This window comes from Sporosarcina luteola, assembly GCF_023715585.1.
GTDB classification, from domain to species: domain Bacteria; phylum Bacillota; class Bacilli; order Bacillales_A; family Planococcaceae; genus Sporosarcina; species Sporosarcina luteola_D.
In genome coordinates, this window is record NZ_JAMBOK010000001.1 from 1,767,268 (window position 1) to 1,788,922 (window position 21,655).

At 52.4% G+C, this 21,655-nt stretch carries 23 protein-coding genes and 1 riboswitch; of the genes, 4 read left to right on the forward strand and 19 right to left on the reverse strand.

Going from position 1 to position 21,655, the window contains the following annotated elements; genetic code table 11:
• Position 1 precedes the first annotated feature (1 nt).
• The 13 genes from M3193_RS08635 to M3193_RS08695 form a co-directional block, all read right to left on the reverse strand.
• Positions 2-583, reverse strand: coding sequence for a cob(I)yrinic acid a,c-diamide adenosyltransferase (locus tag M3193_RS08635; protein ID WP_251626412.1), 582 nt, complete (start codon positions 581-583; stop codon positions 2-4).
• Positions 580-978 carry a bifunctional adenosylcobinamide kinase/adenosylcobinamide-phosphate guanylyltransferase gene (locus M3193_RS08640; protein ID WP_251626415.1) on the reverse strand — a complete coding sequence of 133 codons (399 nt, stop codon included), beginning with the start codon at positions 976-978 and terminating at the stop codon, positions 580-582. Before M3193_RS08640 ends, M3193_RS08635 begins: the two co-directional genes overlap by 4 nt.
• Entirely contained in the window at positions 930-1,529 is a 600-nt protein-coding gene (locus M3193_RS08645; RefSeq protein ID WP_251626418.1) for a histidine phosphatase family protein, read from the reverse strand. The genes M3193_RS08640 and M3193_RS08645 overlap by 49 nt, the downstream gene beginning before the upstream one ends.
• Positions 1,502-2,266, reverse strand: a complete 765-nt coding sequence (gene cobS, locus M3193_RS08650; protein WP_251626420.1) for an adenosylcobinamide-GDP ribazoletransferase — start codon at positions 2,264-2,266, stop codon at positions 1,502-1,504. The genes M3193_RS08645 and cobS overlap by 28 nt, the downstream gene beginning before the upstream one ends.
• Positions 2,263-3,192 carry a cobyric acid synthase gene (locus tag M3193_RS08655; protein WP_251626421.1) on the reverse strand — a complete coding sequence of 310 codons (930 nt, stop codon included), beginning with the start codon at positions 3,190-3,192 and terminating at the stop codon, positions 2,263-2,265. Before M3193_RS08655 ends, cobS begins: the two co-directional genes overlap by 4 nt.
• Positions 3,081-3,668 carry a bifunctional adenosylcobinamide kinase/adenosylcobinamide-phosphate guanylyltransferase gene (locus M3193_RS08660; protein ID WP_251626423.1) on the reverse strand — a complete coding sequence of 196 codons (588 nt, stop codon included), beginning with the start codon at positions 3,666-3,668 and terminating at the stop codon, positions 3,081-3,083. Before M3193_RS08660 ends, M3193_RS08655 begins: the two co-directional genes overlap by 112 nt.
• A 188-nt stretch (positions 3,669-3,856) precedes the next feature.
• Entirely contained in the window at positions 3,857-4,927 is a 1,071-nt protein-coding gene (cobD, locus tag M3193_RS08665) for a threonine-phosphate decarboxylase CobD (RefSeq protein ID WP_251626425.1), read from the reverse strand.
• Positions 4,914-5,870: an adenosylcobinamide-phosphate synthase CbiB gene (gene cbiB, locus M3193_RS08670; protein ID WP_251626434.1), complete on the reverse strand. Its 957-nt coding sequence runs from the start codon at positions 5,868-5,870 to the stop codon at positions 4,914-4,916. Before cbiB ends, cobD begins: the two co-directional genes overlap by 14 nt.
• A gap of 43 nt (positions 5,871-5,913) precedes the next feature.
• Positions 5,914-7,377, reverse strand: coding sequence for an adenosylcobinamide amidohydrolase (locus tag M3193_RS08675; RefSeq protein WP_251626437.1), 1,464 nt, complete (start codon positions 7,375-7,377; stop codon positions 5,914-5,916).
• A 1-nt stretch (position 7,378) separates the two neighbouring features.
• Positions 7,379-8,371, reverse strand: a complete 993-nt coding sequence (locus M3193_RS08680) for a FecCD family ABC transporter permease (RefSeq protein WP_251626440.1) — start codon at positions 8,369-8,371, stop codon at positions 7,379-7,381.
• Positions 8,364-9,335: an ABC transporter substrate-binding protein gene (locus tag M3193_RS08685; protein WP_251626444.1), complete on the reverse strand. Its 972-nt coding sequence runs from the start codon at positions 9,333-9,335 to the stop codon at positions 8,364-8,366. The genes M3193_RS08680 and M3193_RS08685 overlap by 8 nt, the downstream gene beginning before the upstream one ends.
• 126 nt (positions 9,336-9,461) lie before the next feature.
• Positions 9,462-9,646: riboswitch (cobalamin riboswitch) on the reverse strand.
• 207 nt (positions 9,647-9,853) lie between these two features.
• A complete protein-coding gene (gene argS, locus M3193_RS08690; RefSeq protein ID WP_251626447.1) occupies positions 9,854-11,521 on the reverse strand; it encodes an arginine--tRNA ligase in 1,668 nt (555 codons plus the stop codon).
• Positions 11,521-11,943, reverse strand: coding sequence for a DUF1934 domain-containing protein (locus M3193_RS08695; RefSeq protein ID WP_251626450.1), 423 nt, complete (start codon positions 11,941-11,943; stop codon positions 11,521-11,523). Before M3193_RS08695 ends, argS begins: the two co-directional genes overlap by 1 nt.
• Positions 11,944-12,115: 172 nt before the next feature.
• On the opposite strand from M3193_RS08695, the gene M3193_RS08700 reads away from it, so the two are divergent.
• Positions 12,116-14,176, forward strand: a complete 2,061-nt coding sequence (locus M3193_RS08700; protein ID WP_251626453.1) for a transglycosylase domain-containing protein — start codon at positions 12,116-12,118, stop codon at positions 14,174-14,176.
• Positions 14,177-14,460: 284 nt separating this feature from the next.
• Here M3193_RS08700 and M3193_RS08705 read toward each other — a convergent pair whose 3' ends face one another.
• Positions 14,461-14,988, reverse strand: a complete 528-nt coding sequence (locus tag M3193_RS08705) for a YwhD family protein (protein ID WP_251626456.1) — start codon at positions 14,986-14,988, stop codon at positions 14,461-14,463.
• A 68-nt stretch (positions 14,989-15,056) separates the two neighbouring features.
• On the opposite strand from M3193_RS08705, the gene M3193_RS08710 reads away from it, so the two are divergent.
• Entirely contained in the window at positions 15,057-15,245 is a 189-nt protein-coding gene (locus M3193_RS08710; RefSeq protein WP_251626460.1) for a 2-hydroxymuconate tautomerase, read from the forward strand.
• A 480-nt stretch (positions 15,246-15,725) separates the two neighbouring features.
• Here M3193_RS08710 and M3193_RS08715 read toward each other — a convergent pair whose 3' ends face one another.
• Both M3193_RS08715 and M3193_RS08720 read right to left on the reverse strand, forming a co-directional pair.
• Positions 15,726-16,235, reverse strand: a complete 510-nt coding sequence (locus tag M3193_RS08715; RefSeq protein WP_251626463.1) for a YwgA family protein — start codon at positions 16,233-16,235, stop codon at positions 15,726-15,728.
• Position 16,236: 1 nt separating this feature from the next.
• Entirely contained in the window at positions 16,237-17,532 is a 1,296-nt protein-coding gene (locus M3193_RS08720) for an HD domain-containing protein (protein ID WP_251626465.1), read from the reverse strand.
• Between the two features lie 187 nt (positions 17,533-17,719).
• On the opposite strand from M3193_RS08720, the gene M3193_RS08725 reads away from it, so the two are divergent.
• Complete coding sequence (locus M3193_RS08725) at positions 17,720-18,355, forward strand: RsfA family transcriptional regulator (RefSeq protein ID WP_251626467.1); 636 nt, start codon at positions 17,720-17,722, stop codon at positions 18,353-18,355.
• Positions 18,356-18,519: 164 nt separating this feature from the next.
• Here the strand turns inward: M3193_RS08725 and M3193_RS08730 are convergent, their stop codons facing one another.
• A complete protein-coding gene (locus M3193_RS08730; protein WP_251626470.1) occupies positions 18,520-19,356 on the reverse strand; it encodes a lipoate--protein ligase family protein in 837 nt (278 codons plus the stop codon).
• A 187-nt stretch (positions 19,357-19,543) separates the two neighbouring features.
• On the opposite strand from M3193_RS08730, the gene hemQ reads away from it, so the two are divergent.
• On the forward strand, positions 19,544-20,293 hold the full coding sequence (gene hemQ / locus M3193_RS08735) for a hydrogen peroxide-dependent heme synthase (protein WP_251626472.1): 750 nt from the start codon (positions 19,544-19,546) through the stop codon (positions 20,291-20,293).
• On the opposite strand, the gene M3193_RS08740 is transcribed toward hemQ, so the two are convergent.
• Positions 20,283-20,720: a hypothetical protein gene (locus M3193_RS08740; protein WP_251626475.1), complete on the reverse strand. Its 438-nt coding sequence runs from the start codon at positions 20,718-20,720 to the stop codon at positions 20,283-20,285. The two genes, hemQ and M3193_RS08740, sit on opposite strands and share 11 nt — an antisense overlap.
• 96 nt (positions 20,721-20,816) lie before the next feature.
• Positions 20,817-21,590: an alpha/beta fold hydrolase gene (locus tag M3193_RS08745; RefSeq protein WP_251626478.1), complete on the reverse strand. Its 774-nt coding sequence runs from the start codon at positions 21,588-21,590 to the stop codon at positions 20,817-20,819.
• Positions 21,591-21,655: the final 65 nt, after the last annotated feature.

Here is a 21,655-nt window from a genome sequence, read left to right on the forward strand (position 1 = left end):
GTCAGTCCTCTTTCTTTTTATCCGTCCGGAACACTTTCGCACTGCGCACGTATTCATTATCCGGAACGCCCAGGCGCGCATTGACGATGCGTGCCGCGACGAAAAGATAGTCCGATAGGCGGTTCAAGTATTTTTGCACTGTTGCCGGCACATCTTCCTCCGCCTTCATCAGCGTCACCGTCAATCGTTCCGCACGGCGCGCAACCGTACGCGCAATGTGCAAAGTCGCAGCAGCAGGCGAACCGCCCGGCAAAATGAATTTCTCAAGCGGCGGCGCTTCATCCATCAAGGCATCGATCCGCTGTTCCAGCACTTCGATCGGCTCTTCCGACAATTTATAATGGCGCTCTTTCATGACATTCGCCAAATCCCCGCCGCCATCGAATAATTCGTTTTGAATTGCTTCTAAATCCGCAAGCAGATCCGCGAATTTATCGCCTTCCAACTCCGTCATCGCCTTGCCGATGAACGAATTCAATTCATCCATCGATCCGTACGCTTCAACGCGGAGGCTGTCCTTGTCGACCCGCCCTCCGATTAAGCTCGTTTTCCCTGTATCACCGGTTTTCGTATAGATTTTCATATGATTTCTCCCCTTTTCTTCAATGTGTGTGCAAGCCCATACCAAATCCTAGTCACTTCATCCGCCTGTGCAATCAACCGCTGATACAGCCTTCCGCATGCATCGCGCAGCTCCCGTTGGTCCGCGTCCATCGGAACGATTCCCCGTCCGATATCGGTCAGGATGAAAATGACATCCTTACCTTCGATTTCATTCAGAATCAATTCCACGGCCTCCGCTTCAGGCAGTTCCGTCCGTACTAGCCATTGTTCGATTCGTTCAATGACGACCGTAGTACCGAACGGGATCTCCAAATCGCCAGCGGAACAATTGACCCAATGAAGCTGTACGTTCGCGAGCATCCTCTTCACGTACTCCCTTTTCCCGTTATGGGCACCTCCGATAATGACATGCATCTTCCGCCCTCCTTCATTTCGTCGTAGTTTCGCCATTCGAGCTTCCAAATCGAGCCATGAGGAATTCGCCATGACCAGAAATTCCGCTGCTCCGACGAAAATCGGGTGAGCGCGATGCGGATCGGTCCGCCATGCGTGACGACGACCGCGCCATTCTGCAATGAAACCAATGCATCCATGACGCGCTTCTCCACGTCTTCAAGACTTTCGCCACCACGTGGTGCAAACGTCTGCGGATCATCCAGCCAATTCCGGTAGTCCATATCCTTTTCGAGTTCTGCATACGTTTTCCCTTCAAACTCACCGAAATGGCATTCACGCAATCGTGCATCCGCATGATAGTCCGCATCAGGCATCAAAAGCGCCGCGCTTTGCCTAGCCCTCAGCAGATCACTTCCATACACGACCCTGCAGTCCGTTTTCATAAACCGGTAGCTTTCCTCATCCTCCACAGGCACAATCGGCTCATCCGTCCACCCGATATATTTCCTTTCGAGGTTTCCAGCGGTCGGAAAATGCCTGATCAAATACAAATGATGATCACTAGCCATAACAACACCTCCGCCCCTTCGATGAACGCCCCGCATAAATCACCTGAAACGCCGCCGAAATGCTTCAAAGACCAGCTTCTAAAAAGGAATACCGCTGCCGCCGCAACAATTGCCAACACGACCGGCACGATGATGGAATGAAGTACGAAGCCAAGTGCCACGGCAACAGCGATTGCCGCAATAATCGACCAAGCCATCAACCTGCCAGCCGACAGCTTCCCTTTGAAAAAATGCGCAATCCCCTTCTCCTTCGCAAGACGCGTCGTTGAAAAATAGACGTTCATGCCTGCGCGTGCCAGAAACGGAACGGCAATGAGTAGCGGGAGCAATCCGAAATTGCGCTGAATCAGCTCTTCAACTAAAGCGATTTTCACAACGATCAACAGAATGAGCGACATCGCACCGAACGCGCCGATACGCGGGTCGTCCAATATTTCAAGCCGCTTGACACGATCGCGATACGAAAAAAACGCATCGCCCGTGTCCGCAAATCCATCCATATGGAGGCCGCCTGTCAGTGCAATGCCAGCCACAACGACAAGAACCGCCGCAAGCAGCGAGCCCGTGCCGATAACGTCCACGAACAGCACCGCAACGCCGTACATCGCGAGCCCGATAAGCCACCCGACAAACGGCAGCGAGATATACATCCCCGTAACGTCTTTCCGTTCCATCGGCAGCTCTTTGCGGATGGGGATGGAGGTGAAGAATTGAAGCGCGAGCAAAAATCCGTTCATCGTTCCACCAGCCCCAGGACAAAAGGCCAATCGAGATGCGCCTTCACATGTGCCGCCCAAGCGTCGTACACATCCGTTCCGGCTGGCGCCTCGGATGCCGGCCGGTCCGCGTCCTCCTCTTCGATCCCGTGATTCATCTTATGCGGAATGACCCCGACGACGCGAATGCCTGTGTATGATTCGATAAAGTCGACGCCTTCTTGGAATAAAGCGGCGTCTCCGTGGAATTTATTGATGATGATCCCTTTCACGCGCGCCCGGTGTTCAGGCGCCAGCAATTGAAGCGTCCCGACAATCGAAGCGATCGCGCCGCCACGGTCGATATCCGCAACGAGCAGCACAGGCACATCCGCCATGTCCGCCACACGCATATTGACAATTTCCCTGTCATTCAAGTTCACTTCCGCAGGACTTCCCGCCCCTTCGATGACGAGCACGTCGAACGTTTCCGCAAGCCGATCGAGCGAAGTCCGGATTGCTTTTATACTGCGTTCGAAAAACTGTGTCCGATATTCCATCCCATCAACCGCATCGAACGCCTCTCCGAAAAACCGGACGTCGGCTTTTCTATTGTCCACCGGCTTCAACAAAATCGGGTTCATCTCGATGACCGGCTTCGTCCGCGCCGCTTCCGCATGCAAAAACTGAGCCCGGCTCATTTCTTCACCATCTTCCGTCTTGGCGGAAAATCGCGACATGTTCTGCGATTTGAATGGAGCGACCCGCATCCCTTCGTCCGAAAGCAGCCTGCATAACGCCGTGCAGATCATCGTCTTGCCGACATCCGACGCTGTTCCCATCACCATGATCCCTTTCATCGCACAGCCACCTGCCCTTCCTTTTTCCAATACAGCGGCAGCCCGTAATCCATCTCGATGGCATCGTCCGCCAGTTTGACGATCTGTTGGTGGAGCTGTCCAATCCATTTACAATACATCCGCGTCTCTTCATAGGTTGAAGCTGGTTCGTCAAGCACTTCATTGGAGACGATGATGAAATGCGCTGCTTTTTCCCGGAGGGCGGCGACTGTTTCAAAGAGCCGCGCCGCTTTCTTTTCCATGCACCCTGTTATGTGAATGCAGTATGTACTGTTCTGTTCCATGTATAGTTCATTTGCAAGCCACGTCGTCAGGCAATCCCAGAGGACGAAATCGTTTGGTTGAATGAACGGCAATACTTCTTCCAGATCGACCGACTGCTCGATCGTCAGCCAATTTTCGTTCACGCGGTCCAATTTATGCTTTTCAATCCGCTGCTTCATTTCCTCATCGACCGCGCGACCAGATGCAATATAGACGAGTCTGCCTTCAGCGGCGGCAGCCCCCTCAACGAGCAGCTTTTCTGCATATGCGCTCTTCCCGCTTCGGACGCCGCCGCTGATGAAGGTCAGTTTTCCTCCCATGTAATTGGACCACCTTTCCTTACTTCGGTCAGTTTTGAGCATGGATATGGTTTCTTGAGCGCGATTCCACTGTTCATGAGCGCAATTACGGTTTCTTGAGCGCGATTCCACTGTTCATGAGCGCGGATATCGTTTCTTGAGCTCGGTTCGACTATTCTTGAGCGCAGTTCCGCTGTCATGAGCGCGCTTCAACTATTTATGAGCGCGCCTGCAAGCTCACTCCGCAATTCTTCCATTTCCGCACTGCTTTTCATGCCGATCCGCAGCCAGCGTCCGTCCATGCCGTGGAAGTTTTCCGAATGGCGGAGGACGATGCCTTTCGCGAGCAAATCGCTATACAACTTTCCGGCATCGCGTGGTTTGAACGAGAGGAAATTCGCGGCGGATTCGGTCACCGTACAGCCGAGTTCTCTCAGAAACTCCGACATTTTCAGACACTCTTCTGCGGCATGGCGGATCGCGGTCTCCCGGTACAATTCCTCACCGAGGCAAACCGCCCCGATTGCGGCCGCCATTCCGTTGACATTCCAATGCGGCGCGGCAGATTTCAACTCTGCTATGACATCCGGGTGTGCCACTGCATACCCGAGGCGGATGCCCGGAACCGCATACATCTTCGTCATTGAGCGGACGACGATGACATGCGGGACTTCATTCAATTCAGGAATGAAAGACTTGCTTTCATCAACGAAATCGATGAACGCTTCATCGAGGACGACTTCACAGCCTGCCTCCCCCGCCTTCCGGATAAGCGTCCGAAGATCCTCACACTCCGGCAAAACACCCGTCGGATTGTTCGGCGTGCATAGGTAAAGCACATCTGCCTGTGAAATCGATTCCAAAATGGCGTCAACCGGCAGCTTGAAACCGTCCACCTCAGAGGCGATGATACGTTCAATCTCTACTCCCTTTGCCATCAACGTCGCTTCATACTCCGAAAACGTCGGGTGGACGACGATCGCCCGCTGCCCCCGGTACCTTTCCGCGATGAGCGCCAAAATTTCCGCCGCACCGTTGCCGGCGAACACTGATGCATTCGGGACACCATGATAACTCGCCACTTTCGACAGGAATGGCTCGCCGGACGGGTCTGGGTAGGCGTGTAATCGCATCACAAGATCCGGCCACAACTCGATAACAGCCCGCGGAGGTCCCGCCGGATTGCAGTTTTCACTGAAGTCGAGTATCCGCGAAGGCGGAGTCATGCCCAGCTTTTCATAGACGCGGCGGGGGTTCGCCCCGTGTTCAGGCAATTGCATAAAAAATCACTCCAATAAATGTCATGAGCAACCAGAAGGCCAAAGACGCCGCGTGCATTTGCCGGATGGCCGATTTGATGTGCGCCGCTTGCAACGGCTTCAGTCCGGGACCGATTTCCGGCCGTTCGGAAACGATTCCCCGATATGTACTCTTTCCGCCCAGTTTCACGCCGAGCTGCCAAGCAGTCGCCGCCTCGAGATAGCCGCTGTTTGGGCTCGGGTGATTCCGCGAGTCCTTGCTCCAGCCGACAAACCGTTTCCGAAAAGAGATTTGCCCTTCATTCGGAGTGAAAACGAGTATGAAAAAACCAGTTATCCTTGCGGGAATGAAGTTCAGCACGTCATCAGCTCGCGCGGAAAATTTGCCAAATTCACGGTAGCGGTCATCTTTATAGCCGATCATCGAGTCGAGCGTGTTGACGGCTTTATACATCCATAACCCGGGCGCACCGAAGAGGAATGCCCAGAACAACGGAGATGTGACGCCGTCTGCCGTATTTTCGGATACCGTTTCGATCGCGCCGCGGGCTATCCCGCTTTCCAGCAGCTTATCGGTGTCACGGCCGACGATCCATGACAGCTTCAGCCGTGCTTCATCAAGATCGCCGGTTTCAAGGGGGTTGTAGACGTCGAGTGCGGCGTCACCTAAGCTTTTCTGGGCGAGTCCGATTGCAATGAGAACCGCTTCGACGGCAATTCCTGCAACGATATGTAGTTGATAGGCGGACCAGACGATTGCAAGCACGATCGCTGTTACGAGAAAAACCGTCATGAACAGCATCCCAGCGCCTTTCAGTACGCGGGCACGCCCTTTGTTCAGGACCGCGGTGAGCTTCGAGATGAATGTCCCGATCCAGCGTATAGGATGCGGCCAATTCGGGGGATCCCCGATTGCGCGGTCAAGGACGAACCCGATCGCGATTGCAATAAAATGGGCTTGCATGTTTAGGTCAACCCTTCCGATTCCAGAAAATGGACTTGCATGATCAGGTCCATCCTTTCGCTATTTTATACGCCCGGATCGCGCGGACGGTGCAGTCGTAAACGCCGTGGCCGATCAGTTTGCCGAGGGGGGTGATTGGACCAGCGTATGGCAGGTGCTCGCCTACCTGCGTGGCGGCGACGAGGAGGCTGTCGGTCGATGTGCCGGTTGCGATCGTCCCGGTGAGCGGGTCTTTGATGTTTTCGGTTTGGAGCGCCTTCGTCTTCGCCTCGGTTGCGGTGATCATCGCCTGGATGAACGCCTCTTCGGGCAGCTGGCCGTTGACGATGACCCATGTGTTGATCGTGCCGATTTTTCGTTCCCTGTCCAGCGCTTGCGAGACGTCGACTGCATTGCCGACGCCCGCTGTCACCATGACGAGGATGGTGCCGAAGTCGCCTTCGTATTCGCCGATTTCTGCGTGCTCGGTCGTGACGGCGGTCATCATCCCGACGGTGTCCGACAGCGGGTAGCCGTGCTGTTTGAGGTAGGCAGACATTTCCGCTTTGACGTCGTCGCAGTTGTAATTTTCGTCGACGTGGCGGTTGACGAATGCGCGGTACCAGCCGAGGCCTGCGTTCACGACGGCGGATGAGACGGTTTTCAATGGCTGGTTGACCTGTAATGAAACGCGTTCCGCTGAGACGGTGAAGTGCTCTTTATTGACAATGAATGGTTCGCTTTCCTCCGATTTCTCGGGAAGAAGCGTCATTTGCGGTTTCGGGAGTTCGGGATGCGGCTGGGTTTTGACGCGTGCGTTGTACACTTTGCCGATCATTGTCTCCCGGATGACGTCCTGCGGCTCGCCGATGATGGCAATCTCCCCTTGTTCCATGAGGAGCAGCCGATCGCAGTAAAGTGAGGCGAGGTTGACGTCATGGAAGACGGAAATGACGGTGACGCCTTTTTCGACCGCGTGATTGCGGATTGTATCGAGAAGTTGCTGCTGATGGGCGATGTCGAGATGGTTCGTCGGTTCGTCGAGCAGAAGGATCGGTGCCTCTTGTGCAAGCGCCTGTGCGACGAAGACTCGCTGCTGCTCGCCGCCTGACAGCAGTTCGATCGCCGTGTCTTTGTAGCGGGTGATGCCCGTATATGCAAGCGCCTCGGTCACCGCCCGCTCGTCTACATCGGACCAGGATGAAAAAAGGCCGGTTTGATGCGGATACCTGCCGAGTGCGACAGTGTCTTTCACGGTATGCGAGAAGGCGTGCGCATGTAGCTGTGGAAGGACGGCGACTTTCTTCGCGAATTGCTTTTGGGAATAAACCGCGGCGTCCTGCCCGTCGATCTTGACAGTTCCTTCTTGCTTCGGCAAGATGCCTGAAATGATTTTCAGCAGCGTCGATTTGCCGCTGCCGTTCGGGCCGAGGATGCCGAGGATTTCGCCTTTATTCACACGAAATGAGATGTTTTTGACGATCGGCTCTTTGCCGTAGCCTCCCGTTAGATTGTCGACTTGCAGCATATTACATGGCCCCTTTCCTTCTCTGTCTGTAGAAAATGTACGCAAACACCGGCGCACCGATGAACGCTGTAATGACGCCGACCGGAAGTTCCGAAGGCGAGATGATCGTCCGGGCGACGAGGTCGCAGATAATGAGCAGTGAGGCACCGTTCATGAATGAAAGCGTGAGCAGATGCCTATGGTCCGACCCCCACATGAGGCGCGTCATATGCGGGACGACGAGACCGACGAAGCCGATTGTTCCGGATACGGCGACAGCGGACCCCGTCAGGATGGAGCCGCCGATGAGAATCATGAACTTGCGGCGTTTGACGTTGACGCCTAAATGATGGGCGCGTTCCTCGCCGAACAGCATGGCGTTCAGTTCTCGGCGGTTCATCCAAAGAATGAAGGAGCCAATGACGACGAACGGCAGCACCATCAAGATGTAATTCCAGCCGCGCATCGAGACGCTGCCGAGGAGCCATCCGATAATCTGCCGCAGTTCTTCGCCGGTGAGGGCGATCATGAGCGACAGGACGGAGCCAAGAAATGAGCCGAAGATGATTCCGGTAAGAATGATCGTCTCCATTTTCATCGAACGGTCGACGAGCCTAGCGAAGCCGATGACGAGGAACATCGTCAGGGCGGCTCCCGTCATGCTGAAAACGGGCAATGTGTATGTGCCTAAGATTGGAATCGATAAACCGAAAAAGAGTGTCACGACAGCACCGACCGAGGCGCCGGATGACACTCCGAGGGTGTATGGATCCGCGAGCGGGTTTTTCAGCAATCCTTGGAAAGCGGCGCCGGATATTGCGAGCGATGCGCCAACCAGCCCGGCTAAGATGACGCGGGGCATCCGGATTTTCCATAAGATGTTGGTAGCGGTTGTATCCGACGAATCCCAAAATGTGCTGATCGGAATTTTAACCGTTCCAATCGAAACACCGAGCCATACCGCCACTAGAAGTGTGGCGGCGGACACGATGTAGGCAAGTGCTGCTTTATTCACCAAAAGCCTCTGGGTAGATGGCCTTCGCCACTTCTTCAAGGCCAGTTGCGAGACGTGGACCTGTACGGCTCGTCAAGTCTTCGTCGACTTGGATGACTGCGTCTTCCTTAACAGCAGTGATGTCACTGAAGCCGTCGCGGTTTTTCACGCTTTCGATGATATCCGGTACATAGCTGTACATGATGAGGATGACGTCAGGATTCTGGCTTACGATTTCCTCCGGGCTGATCATCGCCCAGCCTTCTTCCGTCACGATATTTTCCGCACCGATCATATCAAGCATTTCCTGCATGAATGTATTTTTGCCTGGAGCGTAGATTTCCGGTGCATCCGAGTTTTCAATGAGTACGCGTTTTTTATTCTCGACAGTCGCCGTTTTCGCAAGGACTTCTTCGACTTTCGCTTTCATGTCCTTGATGATTGTTTCGGCTTCTTCCGTTTTGCCGGTTGCCTGGCCGATCGTTTTGATCGTTTCATATGTTTGATCGAAATCCGCCGCATTTTTCACGACGAATACGTTGATTCCCGCGTCGCGGAGCTGTTGAAGCCCTTCGTCAGATATGCCGAGCATTGATTCATGGGCGAAGACGATGTCAGGCGTCATCGAGACGATCTTTTCCACATTGAATTCCTGTCCGCCGATTTTCTCTTTTTCGAGCGCTTCTTCCGGATAGTTATCCCAGTCGTTGACGCCGACGATTTCATCATTCAAGCCGAGCGCAAATAGGATTTCCGTGTTGCTTGGAATCATGGAGACGATCTTTTCAGGCGCTTTTTCGAGTGTAATGTCATTGCCGACCGCGTCTTTGAGTATGAGTGGGAATGCCGCTTCCGTTGTTTGCTCTTCCTTCTGTGAAGTTTCCGTTGCCGATTTGTTGTCCTTCTCCGCGCTGTCCGTGCCGCATGCCGCGAGCAGGAATGTCGCAAGGATTGCTGTTAGCCAAAATTGCCACATCTTCTTCATTCTGATTTCCTCCTGTTTGTTCCAAATAAAAATCCCCCGTTTTATGGACGGAGGAATGTGTTTAGTAAAAATACAGCGGATGTTGATATGTACGCGCCGATTTCCACCAAACCTATCCTCGTAGGGTACGGGTGACTCATGAAGGCAGGTCTCCTGGCTTGTGCTCATTGCATTCTGCGCCTTCCCGGAAAATATCCAGTGGCATGTTGCAGCTTGCGAGCACTTACAGTGGCGGGACCGCGTCGGAATTGAACCGACTTCCCTTTTAACCCCGGCGTTGACGGCGGGGCACCTTCATGTTTGGTTATGTAATTATGATTCGAGATTAATTATACTATAGATTTGTGCGATGTCGAGAGGGTGCATTTTCAGGGTTATGCGTGATTTTTAGCGTTTATGCATTTTTCCTGAGATTTATACGTATTTTTCCCGGTTTATGCTTCATTCCATAGATTTATGCGTATTTGCGCACAAAAACGCCCCTCCGCCGAACTGGTCGGCTGGAGGGGCGTATCCTATTACATTCTTTCAGGCGCTGCAACACCAATAAGTTTCAACGCGTTCGCAATCGTCGTGCGTGTTGCTGTGATCAATGCGAGGCGTGCTTCGGACAAGTCGCGGTTATCCGGGTCGAGCACTTTTTCGGCATTGTAGAAGCTGTGGAATTCCGCGGCCAGCTCCTGGATATAGATTGTGATCCGGTGCGGCGAGCGCATTCTTGCTGAATCGCTGACGGCACGCGGGAAGTCGCCGAGTTTCTTCAGCAATGACAATTCCTTTTCCGTCTGCAATAGATCCACGTGATCCGTCGAAGCCGCAAGATTTGTCTCTTCCGCCTGGCGAAGGATCGATGAAATCCGTGCGTGCGCGTATTGTGCGTAGTACACCGGGTTTTCATTCGACTGCGAAATTGCTAAATCCAAGTCGAAGTCCATCTGCGAATCGGCGGAGCGCATTGCGAAGAAATAACGGACGGCATCCAATCCGACTTCCTCTACAAGCTCACGCAAAGTGACTGCTTTTCCGGTACGCTTGCTCATTTTAAATTTCTCGCCGTCTTTGTACAGCTGCACCATTTGGGCGACTTCCACTTCGAGCGTATCGCGGTCGTAGCCGAGCGCCTCGATCGCTGCTTTCATCCGCGGAATGTAGCCGTGGTGGTCGGCTCCCCAAATGTTGATGAGCTTATCGAAGCCGCGGCGAAGCTTATCTTCGTGATATGCGATGTCCGGCGTCAAATATGTGTACGTGCCGTCGTTTTTAATCAGAACACGGTCTTTATCATCCCCGAACGTCGTCGAGCGGAACCACGTCGCGCCGTCCTCTTCATACACATGCCCGTTCTGGCGCAATTTATCGAGCGCGATGCCGATCTTTCCGTCCGTATAGAGCGACGTTTCCGAGAACCAGTTATCGAAAGGCACACGGAAATCTTCCAAGTCCTTCTTCAACTTCGCCAACTCGAAATCAAGGCCGTACTTTCTGAAAAATTCCTGGCGTTCTTTCTCTTCGACATTAACGTACTTGTCGCCGAATTCCTCCGCAAGCTTCTCACCGATATCGATGATGTCCTGCCCATGATAGCCGTCTTCCGGCATTTCCTTTTCAAGACCTAATGCTTGGAAGTATCGCGCCTCGACTGAAAGGGCCAAATTATTCACTTGATTGCCCGCGTCATTGATGTAGTATTCCCGTGAAACGTCGAAGCCGGCAAAATCGAGGATATTGCACAATGAATCTCCGATGGAAGCGCCACGCGCATGCCCCAGATGCAAGTCGCCCGTCGGATTCGCCGAGACGAATTCGACTTGGATTTTTACGTTCTCGCCATACGTCGAACGGCCATAATCCGCGCCTTGGGCAAGTACCGTTTTTACGATTTCCCCTAAATAATCGCTTTTTAGCTTGATGTTGATGAATCCTGGACCCGCAATTTCCAATGATTTGATGGAAGTTGAAGATGTGTCCAATTTCTCGAGAATAGCTTCCGCGATTGCGCGCGGCGGTTTTTTCGCGATTTTCGTCAACTGCATCGCGATATTCGTTGCATAATCGCCGTTCTCTTTGTTTTTCGGTGTTTCGAGGATGATATCCGGCATTGCCGCTTCATCTGCAAGTCCCGAAGCGAGAACTGCTTCGCGGAATGCGTCTTTAATTTCCTGTTGGATCTTTTCAACTGCGTTCATTATTGTCCCTCCGTGTATGTAATGTTCAGTTCATGTCTGCCTAGCAATGCGCCTTCTGCATGCAGTTCATAGTGTGCTGTGAATTTATCCGCCCCGACTTCCAGCTTCGTCGTTTTCACGAGGAGATCGAAAGTCGCGGGACCGTTGCCGTACGTGCCCGGGCGCATTTCTCCCTGCGTGAACGGCAGGCGCATCTGGACCGCTCCGCTCCGCATGATCAACGCGTCCCCTTCTTCCAATTTCACCGTCGTTCGAACTTCCTGGCCGTTCAGGTCTTCGACAAAACGCAAATAGGTCTTTCCGGCTTTTTCGATTAATGTCCCCTCTGCGCTCAACTCATGCCTGTCCGCCGCCTGGCCGGCATGCCGGATTGTCGATCGCAGCCGGACATCGACGTTTCGGCCTTCTTTGTTTGATTCCACTGTTGCACCGCCCTTGCCGTTCAAAATATCTATCCATTATATCGTTTATCCGCGCACTATTCCAATACATCGCGAATTGTCGGAATCAAATCTATGTTTTTACCGTTTTGCCGTTTAACTTTTGCGCGCCGGTTCCATACTGACTGCAAAGAACGGTGGGAGAAGGGATTGCATGAGACGGGTCGATTATATAAAGAAAAAGAAAAGACAGAACACGGTTCGGCGGTTTGTCCTGCTTGTCGTAACGGCATTGACGGCGGTTTTCACGATGTTCCTCGCCTTGCGCCTTTATGCGCAGATTACGGGAGCACCTTCGTTGAGCGTTCCAAAAGCGAGTGTGTTCCTTGACAAAAACGGACGCCAGGTCGGCGATAAGTTTTCCGCGGAGCGCCGGTATTGGGTCAGCCTCGATGAAATTTCGCCATTTCTGCTCGACGCAGTGATTGCGACGGAAGACCGTAATTTTTACGAACATAACGGGTTTGATTATAAACGGATTGCCGGGGCTGTGTTGAAAGACGTGAAGACGATGCGAAAAGCGGAAGGCGCAAGCTCCATCACTATGCAGTATGCCCGGAATTTATTTCTCACACATGAAAAATCGTGGACCCGGAAAATAAAAGAGTCACTTTATGCGTACCGGTTGGAAACTTTTTACGACAAGGATGTCATTTTGGAAGGCTATTTGAATACGATCTATTTCGGCCACGGAATGTATGGCGTCGAGGCGGCGAGCAGGTTTTATTTCGCAAAGTCGGCGGAGGAGCTCACTCTCGAGGAATCCGCGCTCATTACAGCGATCGCAAAAGGGCCGGCGGTGTTCGACCCGCTCGACAATCCCGTACGTTCCCGCGAGCGTCAACTTTTGATCCTCTCCCTAATGGAGAGCCAGGGATTCATCACAGAAATTCAGCGGCAGCGCGCAGCGGATGTTGCAGTGGCGCTGAAGACCGAAGATTGGAAGGACATGAAGCGGGTCGCCCCTTATTTTTTGGATGAAGTGTGGCGGGAAGCGGAGCGGATTTTAAGCAAGAAAGGTCGCTATCCGGCGGAAGGCGGTTGGACGATCCGGACAACGCTCGATCCGCATCATCAACAGACGGCGGAGGAATACATCAAGAAATGGATGCCTGACAGCGGGCTGCAGGTCGGATTCATGTCGATGGAGACCGAAACCGGGGCGATCACTTCCCTTGTCGGCGGACTTGACTACAAAGAGAGCCCGTTCAATCGGGTGACGCAGGCGAAGCGGCAGCCGGGATCGGCGATGAAGCCGATCTTGTATGCGGCGGCGCTAGAAGAAGGCTATAGTCCACTCACATTCATGTCGACGGAACGCACCATTTTCACATACGACGAAGGTCGCTCAACGTATGAGCCGAAAAATGTCAACGGCAAATTTGCGGGCCATCCCATCTCCCTCGCACAGGCGATCGCCATTTCGGATAATATTTACGCCGTGAAGACGCTTGAGGATATCGGATACAAGAAGTTCAATAAAATGGCGGATCGTCTTGGACTTGATGTTAAATTCCAGGAATCCCCCGCTGTCGCATTGGGCACTTCGACTGTAACTTTACTCGAAATGACGACAGCATATGACCGGATTGCATCCGGCGGACTCGAAGTGAAGCCGACAATGATCCTATCCATTACCGATGCGGATGGGAAAACGGTGTACGAACAGCCGAAGAAGAGTACGAAGCGGGTCATGACCGAACAGGATGCATTCGTGCTCACTCATATGTTGACAGGCATGTTCGACCCGGCTTTCAATGATTATTCCGTTTCGACCGGTTTATCGATGCGCTCCAAACAAAAACGACCGTATGCAGCAAAATCAGGGACGACCATTTCCGACCAATATTTGATCGGCTATACCCCTTCATTAACTGCGGGAATCTGGACAGGCTATGACGTCGGCCAGCAATTGACGAATTTGGAAGACAAGGGCGCGTCGAAGAAAATATGGATCGATTTCATGGAAACGGTCCACGCCGGCAAAACGCCGGAGCCTTTCATCCCCCCGAAAGGCGTCAACAGCGTCATCGTCGACGTTGAAACCGGAGGCATCGCGGTCAATGAATGTCCGAAGCAGCGGCTTATGTATTTGAAGGAAAAAGACATGCCGCAAAAACTGTGCACCGATAAGAATTTGCGCGAACAGCGAAACAACGGCGTTAAAGACGACTCGGGCACGTTCGAACTCTTCCCGTTTTCGTTTTTTGAATGAGGTGGCGGTGAACGAGAAGTCTTCGGCGGAGAACGAGAAGTGTAACGGAAATCAAAAAAGCTTTGCCCTTCTGAATTGAATCAGTGGGGCAAAGCTTTTTTACCGTCCAATGCGGCCTCTCGCATGATGGCTCAGTGCTTGGGTTGTAGTGAACCAGCAATTGACAGGGAACCGCATTATTCCGGTTGTCCTAGCTTACAATTGCAAGCTGTAATCAGTGTACTTCCTTTTCGGCAGACATTCAACTACCGAAGTCGCGGAAGTCATAACATTTCACACTTTGTTCATAATTCAGGTGAATCGACACCAAGATCGATGCGCAATTTCGGTTCACTGCGCTCCCACATTTCCTTGTTGTGAGTCAATAGGAAATCGGCAAGGATCTGTTTCGACTTGTCATCCATATGATCGACCATGATATGCCGCTTCATCGATTTGTCCATTCTATTCACATGATCCGCAAGAATCTTATAGCCTCTGCGCTTTTCACGGTTCACGACCATTTCGCACGCGGTCACGCCTGCATAATACGGGCCTTCCTGCTTAAAATCGATCGTCACCCAGACAAGCCAATACGGTTTCCCACCTTCGGAATCTTCGCGGTTCGTCGTGAATTTCACGCCCCGTTCCGTGTCGCTTCGGGCATGCATCGCCCCAATCTCGATGCGCGCTTCCCCTTCTTCGACGTCGACGATGACAGGCGAGACGTTTTCCAATGACAAAGCCCCGATCCCGAATCCTCCATGTCCATCGGTCGGATCATCTTTTATGATGGTGAATCCCATTTTCCGTTTCGGTTTTTCATTCGTCATTCCTTTAACCCCTCCCATTCTGCTATTATATACACTATACCCAAATTCAGGCGAAAGGGGGAACTAGTATGCCGATTGTAACTGTAAAAATGATTGAGGGCCGCACGGATGAACAGAAGCGCAACCTCTGTGAAAAAGTGTCTGCAGTCGTCGCCGAAACGACGGGTGCTCCTATTGAAAACGTTTCTGTCATCATCGAAGAGATGTCGAAAAACCATTACGCCACCGGAGGCAAGCGCCTGAGCGACGCCGAATAATCAAAGCGATGTGAGAATCTAACTTCTCGCATCGTTTTTTTGTTTGCTTGGGAGGACTTGGGGCGTGGGAGCTCGTTTTGTGCACGGGAGGCTCATCTTTAAGCGCGGGACGGCCATCTTGAGCGCGAGAGGCTTCTCTTTGAGCGCGGAACGGCCATCTTGAGCGCGAGGGGCTCATCTTTGAGCGCGGAACACCTCACTTTGAGCGCGAGGGGCTCATCTTTGAGCGCGGAACGGCCATCTTGAGCGCGAGGGGCTTCTCTTTGAGCGCGGAACGGCCATCTTGAGCGCGAGGGGCTCATCTTTGAGCGCGGAACGGCCATCTTGAGCGCGAGGGGCTTCTCTTTGAGCGCGGAACGGCCATCTTGAGCGCGAGGGGCTTCTCTTTGAGCGCGGATGACCTTGCTTTGAGCGCGGGCACCTCCCCCGACGCGATTCAAACAAAAAAATCCCCTTATCTCTAAAGGGGATTTCTGTACATTATGCAACGACCGAACACGCTTGCAGTTCCGCGATGAAATCAAAGGCGTCCTGCATTTCGTCGTCGGTGAAGTTCAATTTGTTTTTCACGATACGGACTTTCGCAATCTGCTCGTCCTTCGGCAAGTAATCGAAATAGAGCAATGTGGAAACCAGCTCCAAAAACCGCGAGCTCTTTCCATTCAGGCGATCGATGCAGTCCGCTAACTTTTCATGCGGCGCTGCGGCGGTTTCCAAAAAGCGGCCGCCCTCTTCCGTCACGTTATAACTGTATTGAACGTATGAGCCCTTGTCCGTGCAGCTTTCCTTTAAAAAGCCCATTTCGCACAGCTCCTCGACCCGGAGCGTCAATTCCTCCGAATAGGGGCCGTACATATGCAGCTCGTATTTTTCAGCGAATGGGAAATCCATCTTCTTCGCGATATAGATCATCTTCTGCAATTTCTTCCGTCCGCGAGCTTCTCCCGCCATAGCAATGAATTGCACAATTCTAGCATGTTCCTGCAGCAACCTACTCACCTCTCAACATTTGTAAAATCTTTTCATATAGTGGATTTCCCTCTGACTCCAAAACATCTTCAGGAAAATAAATTTTATGGTCTGTACGCCGCTTGCCTGAAATGGCATCGACGATTTCCGATGACCGGGACAGCTCGCTCAGCTCGCCGTTCGTTAGTTGCAAATAAATCGGCACGCGCTCGTTTTCCTCACCGGGCCGGTAGAAGTCATACGGCAAGTCGGACGAGGAATCCGTAACCAGATAGTACTCCGGATCGAGGCCGGCTTCCTTGAACAGCCTTTCGAGCTCGCCGATTTTCCGATATTCCTTTGCCGGATCGAACTCGGCGTATTGGAACAGTCTCCGGTTGAGGAAACGGTCGCACAAGTCCGCCAAAATGGCATCCTCTTCTTTGCGCCACCATTGGAAATACGTCATGAGCACGCCTTCGTCCAATGATAGATAGTCCTCGAGGCCGAATGTGCGGTCGAAGAACGACTTGAAGTGGACAGGCTCATACTTAAACGGATAGCTAGTAGTATGTAGATGTTTTGCGCGATGCAGGATTTTAATTAGAATGACTTCCGCGCTTCGCGAAACTGGGTGAAAGTAGACTTGCCAATACATTTGGTAGCGGCTCATTATGTAATCTTCCACCGCGTGCATTCCGCTAAACTTGATAACTACCTGCTCCTCCGCCGGCCGCATGACGCGCAAAATCCGCTCCATATCGAAATGGCCGTACGAAACACCGGTATAGTAGGCGTCCCGCTGTAAATAATCCATCCGATCCGCATCGATTTGGCTGGAAATGAGGCTGACGACAAGCTTGTCCGGGTATGTTTTTCCGATGACATCCGCCACTTGCTGCGGAAAATCAGGCGAGACGCGGCGCAGCACTTCATTCACTTCCGTGTCCCCTGTCAAGATCGCCTGGGTGAATTTCTCGTGGTCAAGTGTGAACACCTTTTCGAACGCATGCGAAAACGGACCGTGGCCCAGGTCATGGAGCAATGCGGCGCACAGCGTCAACAACCGCTCTTCGTTATTCCATTCCGCCCGTCCGTTGAAGCCGTCATCAATGATCCGCCTGACAATTTCATAGACGCCGAGCGAGTGCTGGAAGCGGCTATGCTCCGCTCCGTGGAATACGAGATACGTCGTCCCGAGCTGCCGGATCCTGCGAAGCCGCTGGAATTCCCGCGTTCCGATGACGTCCCATATGACTCTGTCGCGCACATGGATATACCGGTGGACCGGATCCTTGAATACTTTCTCTTCGAAAAGCTTTTCATTTTTATAATCCACTTATTCATCCACCTCCGTCGATGCATTTTCTTAAGTATATCAAAAACCCAGCGAGAGAAAAGAAAGGGTTTCATTGAATTGATTGCAATTATTTTGACCTACGTTTCAGTTTGGATGAATAAAAGGCTTTCACACTGTACACACTGACCGTAAGAAAGAGACTATGAACATGGCAGGAGGCAAGGAGATGGTGAAAGTTAGACAGGATGCTTGGCTTGAGGAAAATGATATTTTATTAGCCGAGACGGTGCTTAGGCACGTCCGGGAAGGCAGTACACAGCTCAGCGCATTTGAAGAGGTAGGAGATGCACTCAACAGAACCGCGGCAGCATGCGGTTTCAGATGGAACGCGGTCGTCCGGCGCGAATACGAAAAAGAACTGGCAGAGGCGAAAAAAGAACGGAAGCAGGCAATGCGGGTTTTGGGCGCAGACTTCAAACGACGCAGCCAGCAATTATACAACCCTGCACAAGGGTCCGATCAGGATGAAAAGACGGCAGTTCCTTTATCCGCCTTATCGCTTGATACAGTTATCGCCTATTTAATTCGCCTGCATCATACGGGCGGCGGAGACTCCGAATCACTCAGATGGAAACAGACTGCGAAAATGGCAAACGACAAAATCGAATCTCTCCAAAAAGAGATCGACAAACTGCAGCAGGAGAATAAAACCCTCCGGAACGACTACGAAGCGTTCGTACAAATCATGAACCGGGCGCGCCGCCTTGTCACATTGGATGACGATTCCGACCGCACAGCCCCCGTCTTCACGATGGAGCGAAACGGAAATCTCGTATCCAAAGAACCGCCGATCAATCACTGATCCGGCGGTTTTCTTTTGATAAAAACGCATAAACGTAGATTCCCGCGCATAACCCGCTGTAAAAGCTCATAAATCGATGCAGAAGCGCATAAATGCATTTTCTCACGCATAAATCGCCGCAAACCCTCATAAATCAATCTTTCCACGCATAACTGCGAAACTCTTCAACGGCCTCTCGCAAGCATCTTCTCATTCCGCTCGACTACCCGATTCAAATAAAACAAATAAAGCTCCATCTCCTCGGGCGTGAACCCGCCCATCTGGACTTCCTCCTCGGAAAGCGCACGCAGCAGCTGCTGGACGCGGATGCCGACTTCATTCACAGAAATGGGCTCGCCGATAAGCTCCGACAGCGACGCCATCACTTCCGGGCGAATCTCCGGATAGGTAAATTTAGTCTGCTCACCTTGCAGACCGGTTTCGTATAAATCGCGGATGAGGCGAGCGCGCTCAGCACCGCTGCCTTCCACGCACAAGTACACTTGGATCGCGACGCCTTGGCGCAATCTGCGCTGCGAAATCCCCGCGAACTTCCTGCCGCCTATGCTCAAGTCGTATGAGCCCGGGCAGTAGGAACCGACGATTTCATACGCCTCGATCTGCTCCGCGACTTCAGGGAACAGCATGCGGACGAATTCCACCATCGCCTCGTACCCTTCCGGAATATCGATGGACCCTTCCTGCTCGGAAAGGACGATGGAAATGTTGAGCACGCCTTCATCCAAGACAACCGCGAGACCGCCTGAATTCCGGACGATCGCCTTATAACCGGCTTCCTGGAATAGCGGAAGCGCTTCTTCGATATGCGGCAGCCGATGGTCTTGGATGCCGAGCACGACTGTTTCATCATGCACCCATGTGCGGACGGTCGGCACTGTCAGCTTCTGGCCGACGAGATGGCAAAGCGTATCGTCCATCGCGAACGATTCCAATGCGGATCTATTTCTAGCGGTCATCGATTCGTCGATGAAACGCCATTTGGGGAGTTGTAAATTGGACATTCCTTATTCTCCTGATGATCTTTTTACTTTTGTTTTTTCTGCTATAAGCATACACCAGTTCCACGTTCGGGAACAGTCCTGCATTCTTGAAGATTGTATGACTTCTATGCTAAAGAACCGTGTTTTGCTGTCCGTTATGCTACACTATGGGAAGAAGTAAATCACGTTTAAAGGAGTTTGAATTCATATGAACGAAGCAGCAATTACACTCGATGGTTGGTATGTGCTACATGATCTGCGCTCGATGGATTGGGCGTCCTGGAAGTTGATTTCCAAAGAGGAACGCAAAGCGGCTATCGACGAATTCATGGCTTATTTGGATAAACTTCAGCAAGCAGATGATGCGAAGACGGGCAGCCATGCGTTTTACACGGTCGTCGGGCAGAAAGCGGATTTCATGCTCATGATCCTGCGCCCGACAATCGATGAACTGCAGGAGCTCGAAGCTGAATTCAATAAATTGACGATTGCGGATTATACGATTCCGGCTTATTCCTATGTATCCGTCGTGGAACTGTCCAATTATCTTGCGGGCGAGTCGGACGAAGATCCGTATCAGAATCCGTACGTACGCGGACGTCTGTATCCGGAACTGCCGCGCAACCAGTACATTTGCTTCTACCCGATGGACAAGAAGCGCGAAGGCGAAGACAACTGGTACATGCTCAGCATGGACAAACGCAAAGAATTGATGCGCAGCCACGGCATGATCGGCCGCGGGTATGCAGGCAAAGTGAAGCAAATCATTTCAGGCTCCGTCGGTTTCGACGATTTCGAATGGGGCGTGACATTGTTCTCTGATGATGTTCTCCAGTTCAAGAAATTGGTTTACGAAATGCGCTTCGACGAAGTAAGCGCGCGCTACGGCGTATTCGGTTCATTCTTCATCGGTACGATACTGGATGGAGAGAAGAAGCAGTCATTTTTCACAGTATGATGATGGAAAAGAGCCTCCTTGTGGGGGCTCTTTTTTCATTCCAACGGTCCGTTGCACGCTGACCGCCTAAACGGACGACGTGACCGCCTAATGTCGCACGCTTACCGCCTAAACGGACGACGTGACCGCCTAATGTCGCTTGCCATCCGCCTAAACGAACGACGCGAACGCCCAATGTTGCACGCCAGCCGCCTAAACGGGCGACGCGAACGCCTAATATCGCTTGCCTACCGCCTAAACGGGCGATGCGAACGCCTAATGTCGCTTGCCTACCGCCTAAACGGACGACGCCACCGCCTAATGTCGCTTGCCTACCGCCTAAACGGACGACGTGACCGCCTAATGTTGCACGCCTACCGCCTAAACGGACGACGCGAACGCCCAATGTTGCACGCCTACCGCCTAAACGGGCGACGCGACCGCCCAATGTCGCACGCCTACCGCCTAAACGGACGACGCGAACGCCTAATGTCGCTTGCCTACCGCCTAAACGGACGACGCGAACGCCTAATGTCGCTTGCCGTCATTCCAAAAAGTTCGAGACGACTTCGATGAATAGGTCAGGTTGTTCGACATTCGGTGCGTGGCCCGATAATTTAAACTCCAGGAAGACACCTGCCGGAATGAGCTTGGCAGTCTCCTCCCCGTATTCAGGCGGATTCAATCCGTCGTACATACCGCCAATGACGAGCGCCTCGGCACTGATCCGATGCAGGTCCTTCCTGAAGTCGAATCCTTCCAGCGCTTTCGAAGCGATCGCCTGCTCATGCAACGTCAATTGCTCACTGTTTTCGGCCGTTTCGTGCAGCCATTTCCCGACCGCCTTCTGGTTATGGAACATGTATTTCGAAGCAGCTACCATTTTATCAATAGCAGTCATCCCCTCCATCTCGTCGGCGTGCCGCTCATAGAGCTCTTCCATGGAAGCCTGCTCGCCATGGGATTTCGTCGCGACAAGCACAAGCTTCTTCACCCGTTTTCCGAGTTTAATGGCGACTCCCTGCGCGATGTAGCTCCCCATCGACACCCCCATCAAATGGAATGAATCCAGGCCAAGATGATTGACGAGAGAGACCACATCCTGAATATGGTCCTTCAACTCATATTGCTCCGGTTTCTCAGAATTCCCATGTCCACGGGCGTCCGGCGCGATGACCCGATACTTTTCTTTGAACTGGTCAATCTCATGCCGGAACATTTCACTGTTGCTCGTCAAACCGTGAAGCAGTACAAGTGGAAAGCCCTCCCCCTCCTCCTGGTAATAAATCTCCGTCCCGTCCGAGTTGAATGTCGGCATCTTACCACTCCTCCGTAATAGCACTTTGCTCATCCATACCCTAAATACGATTTTTAAATAAACCT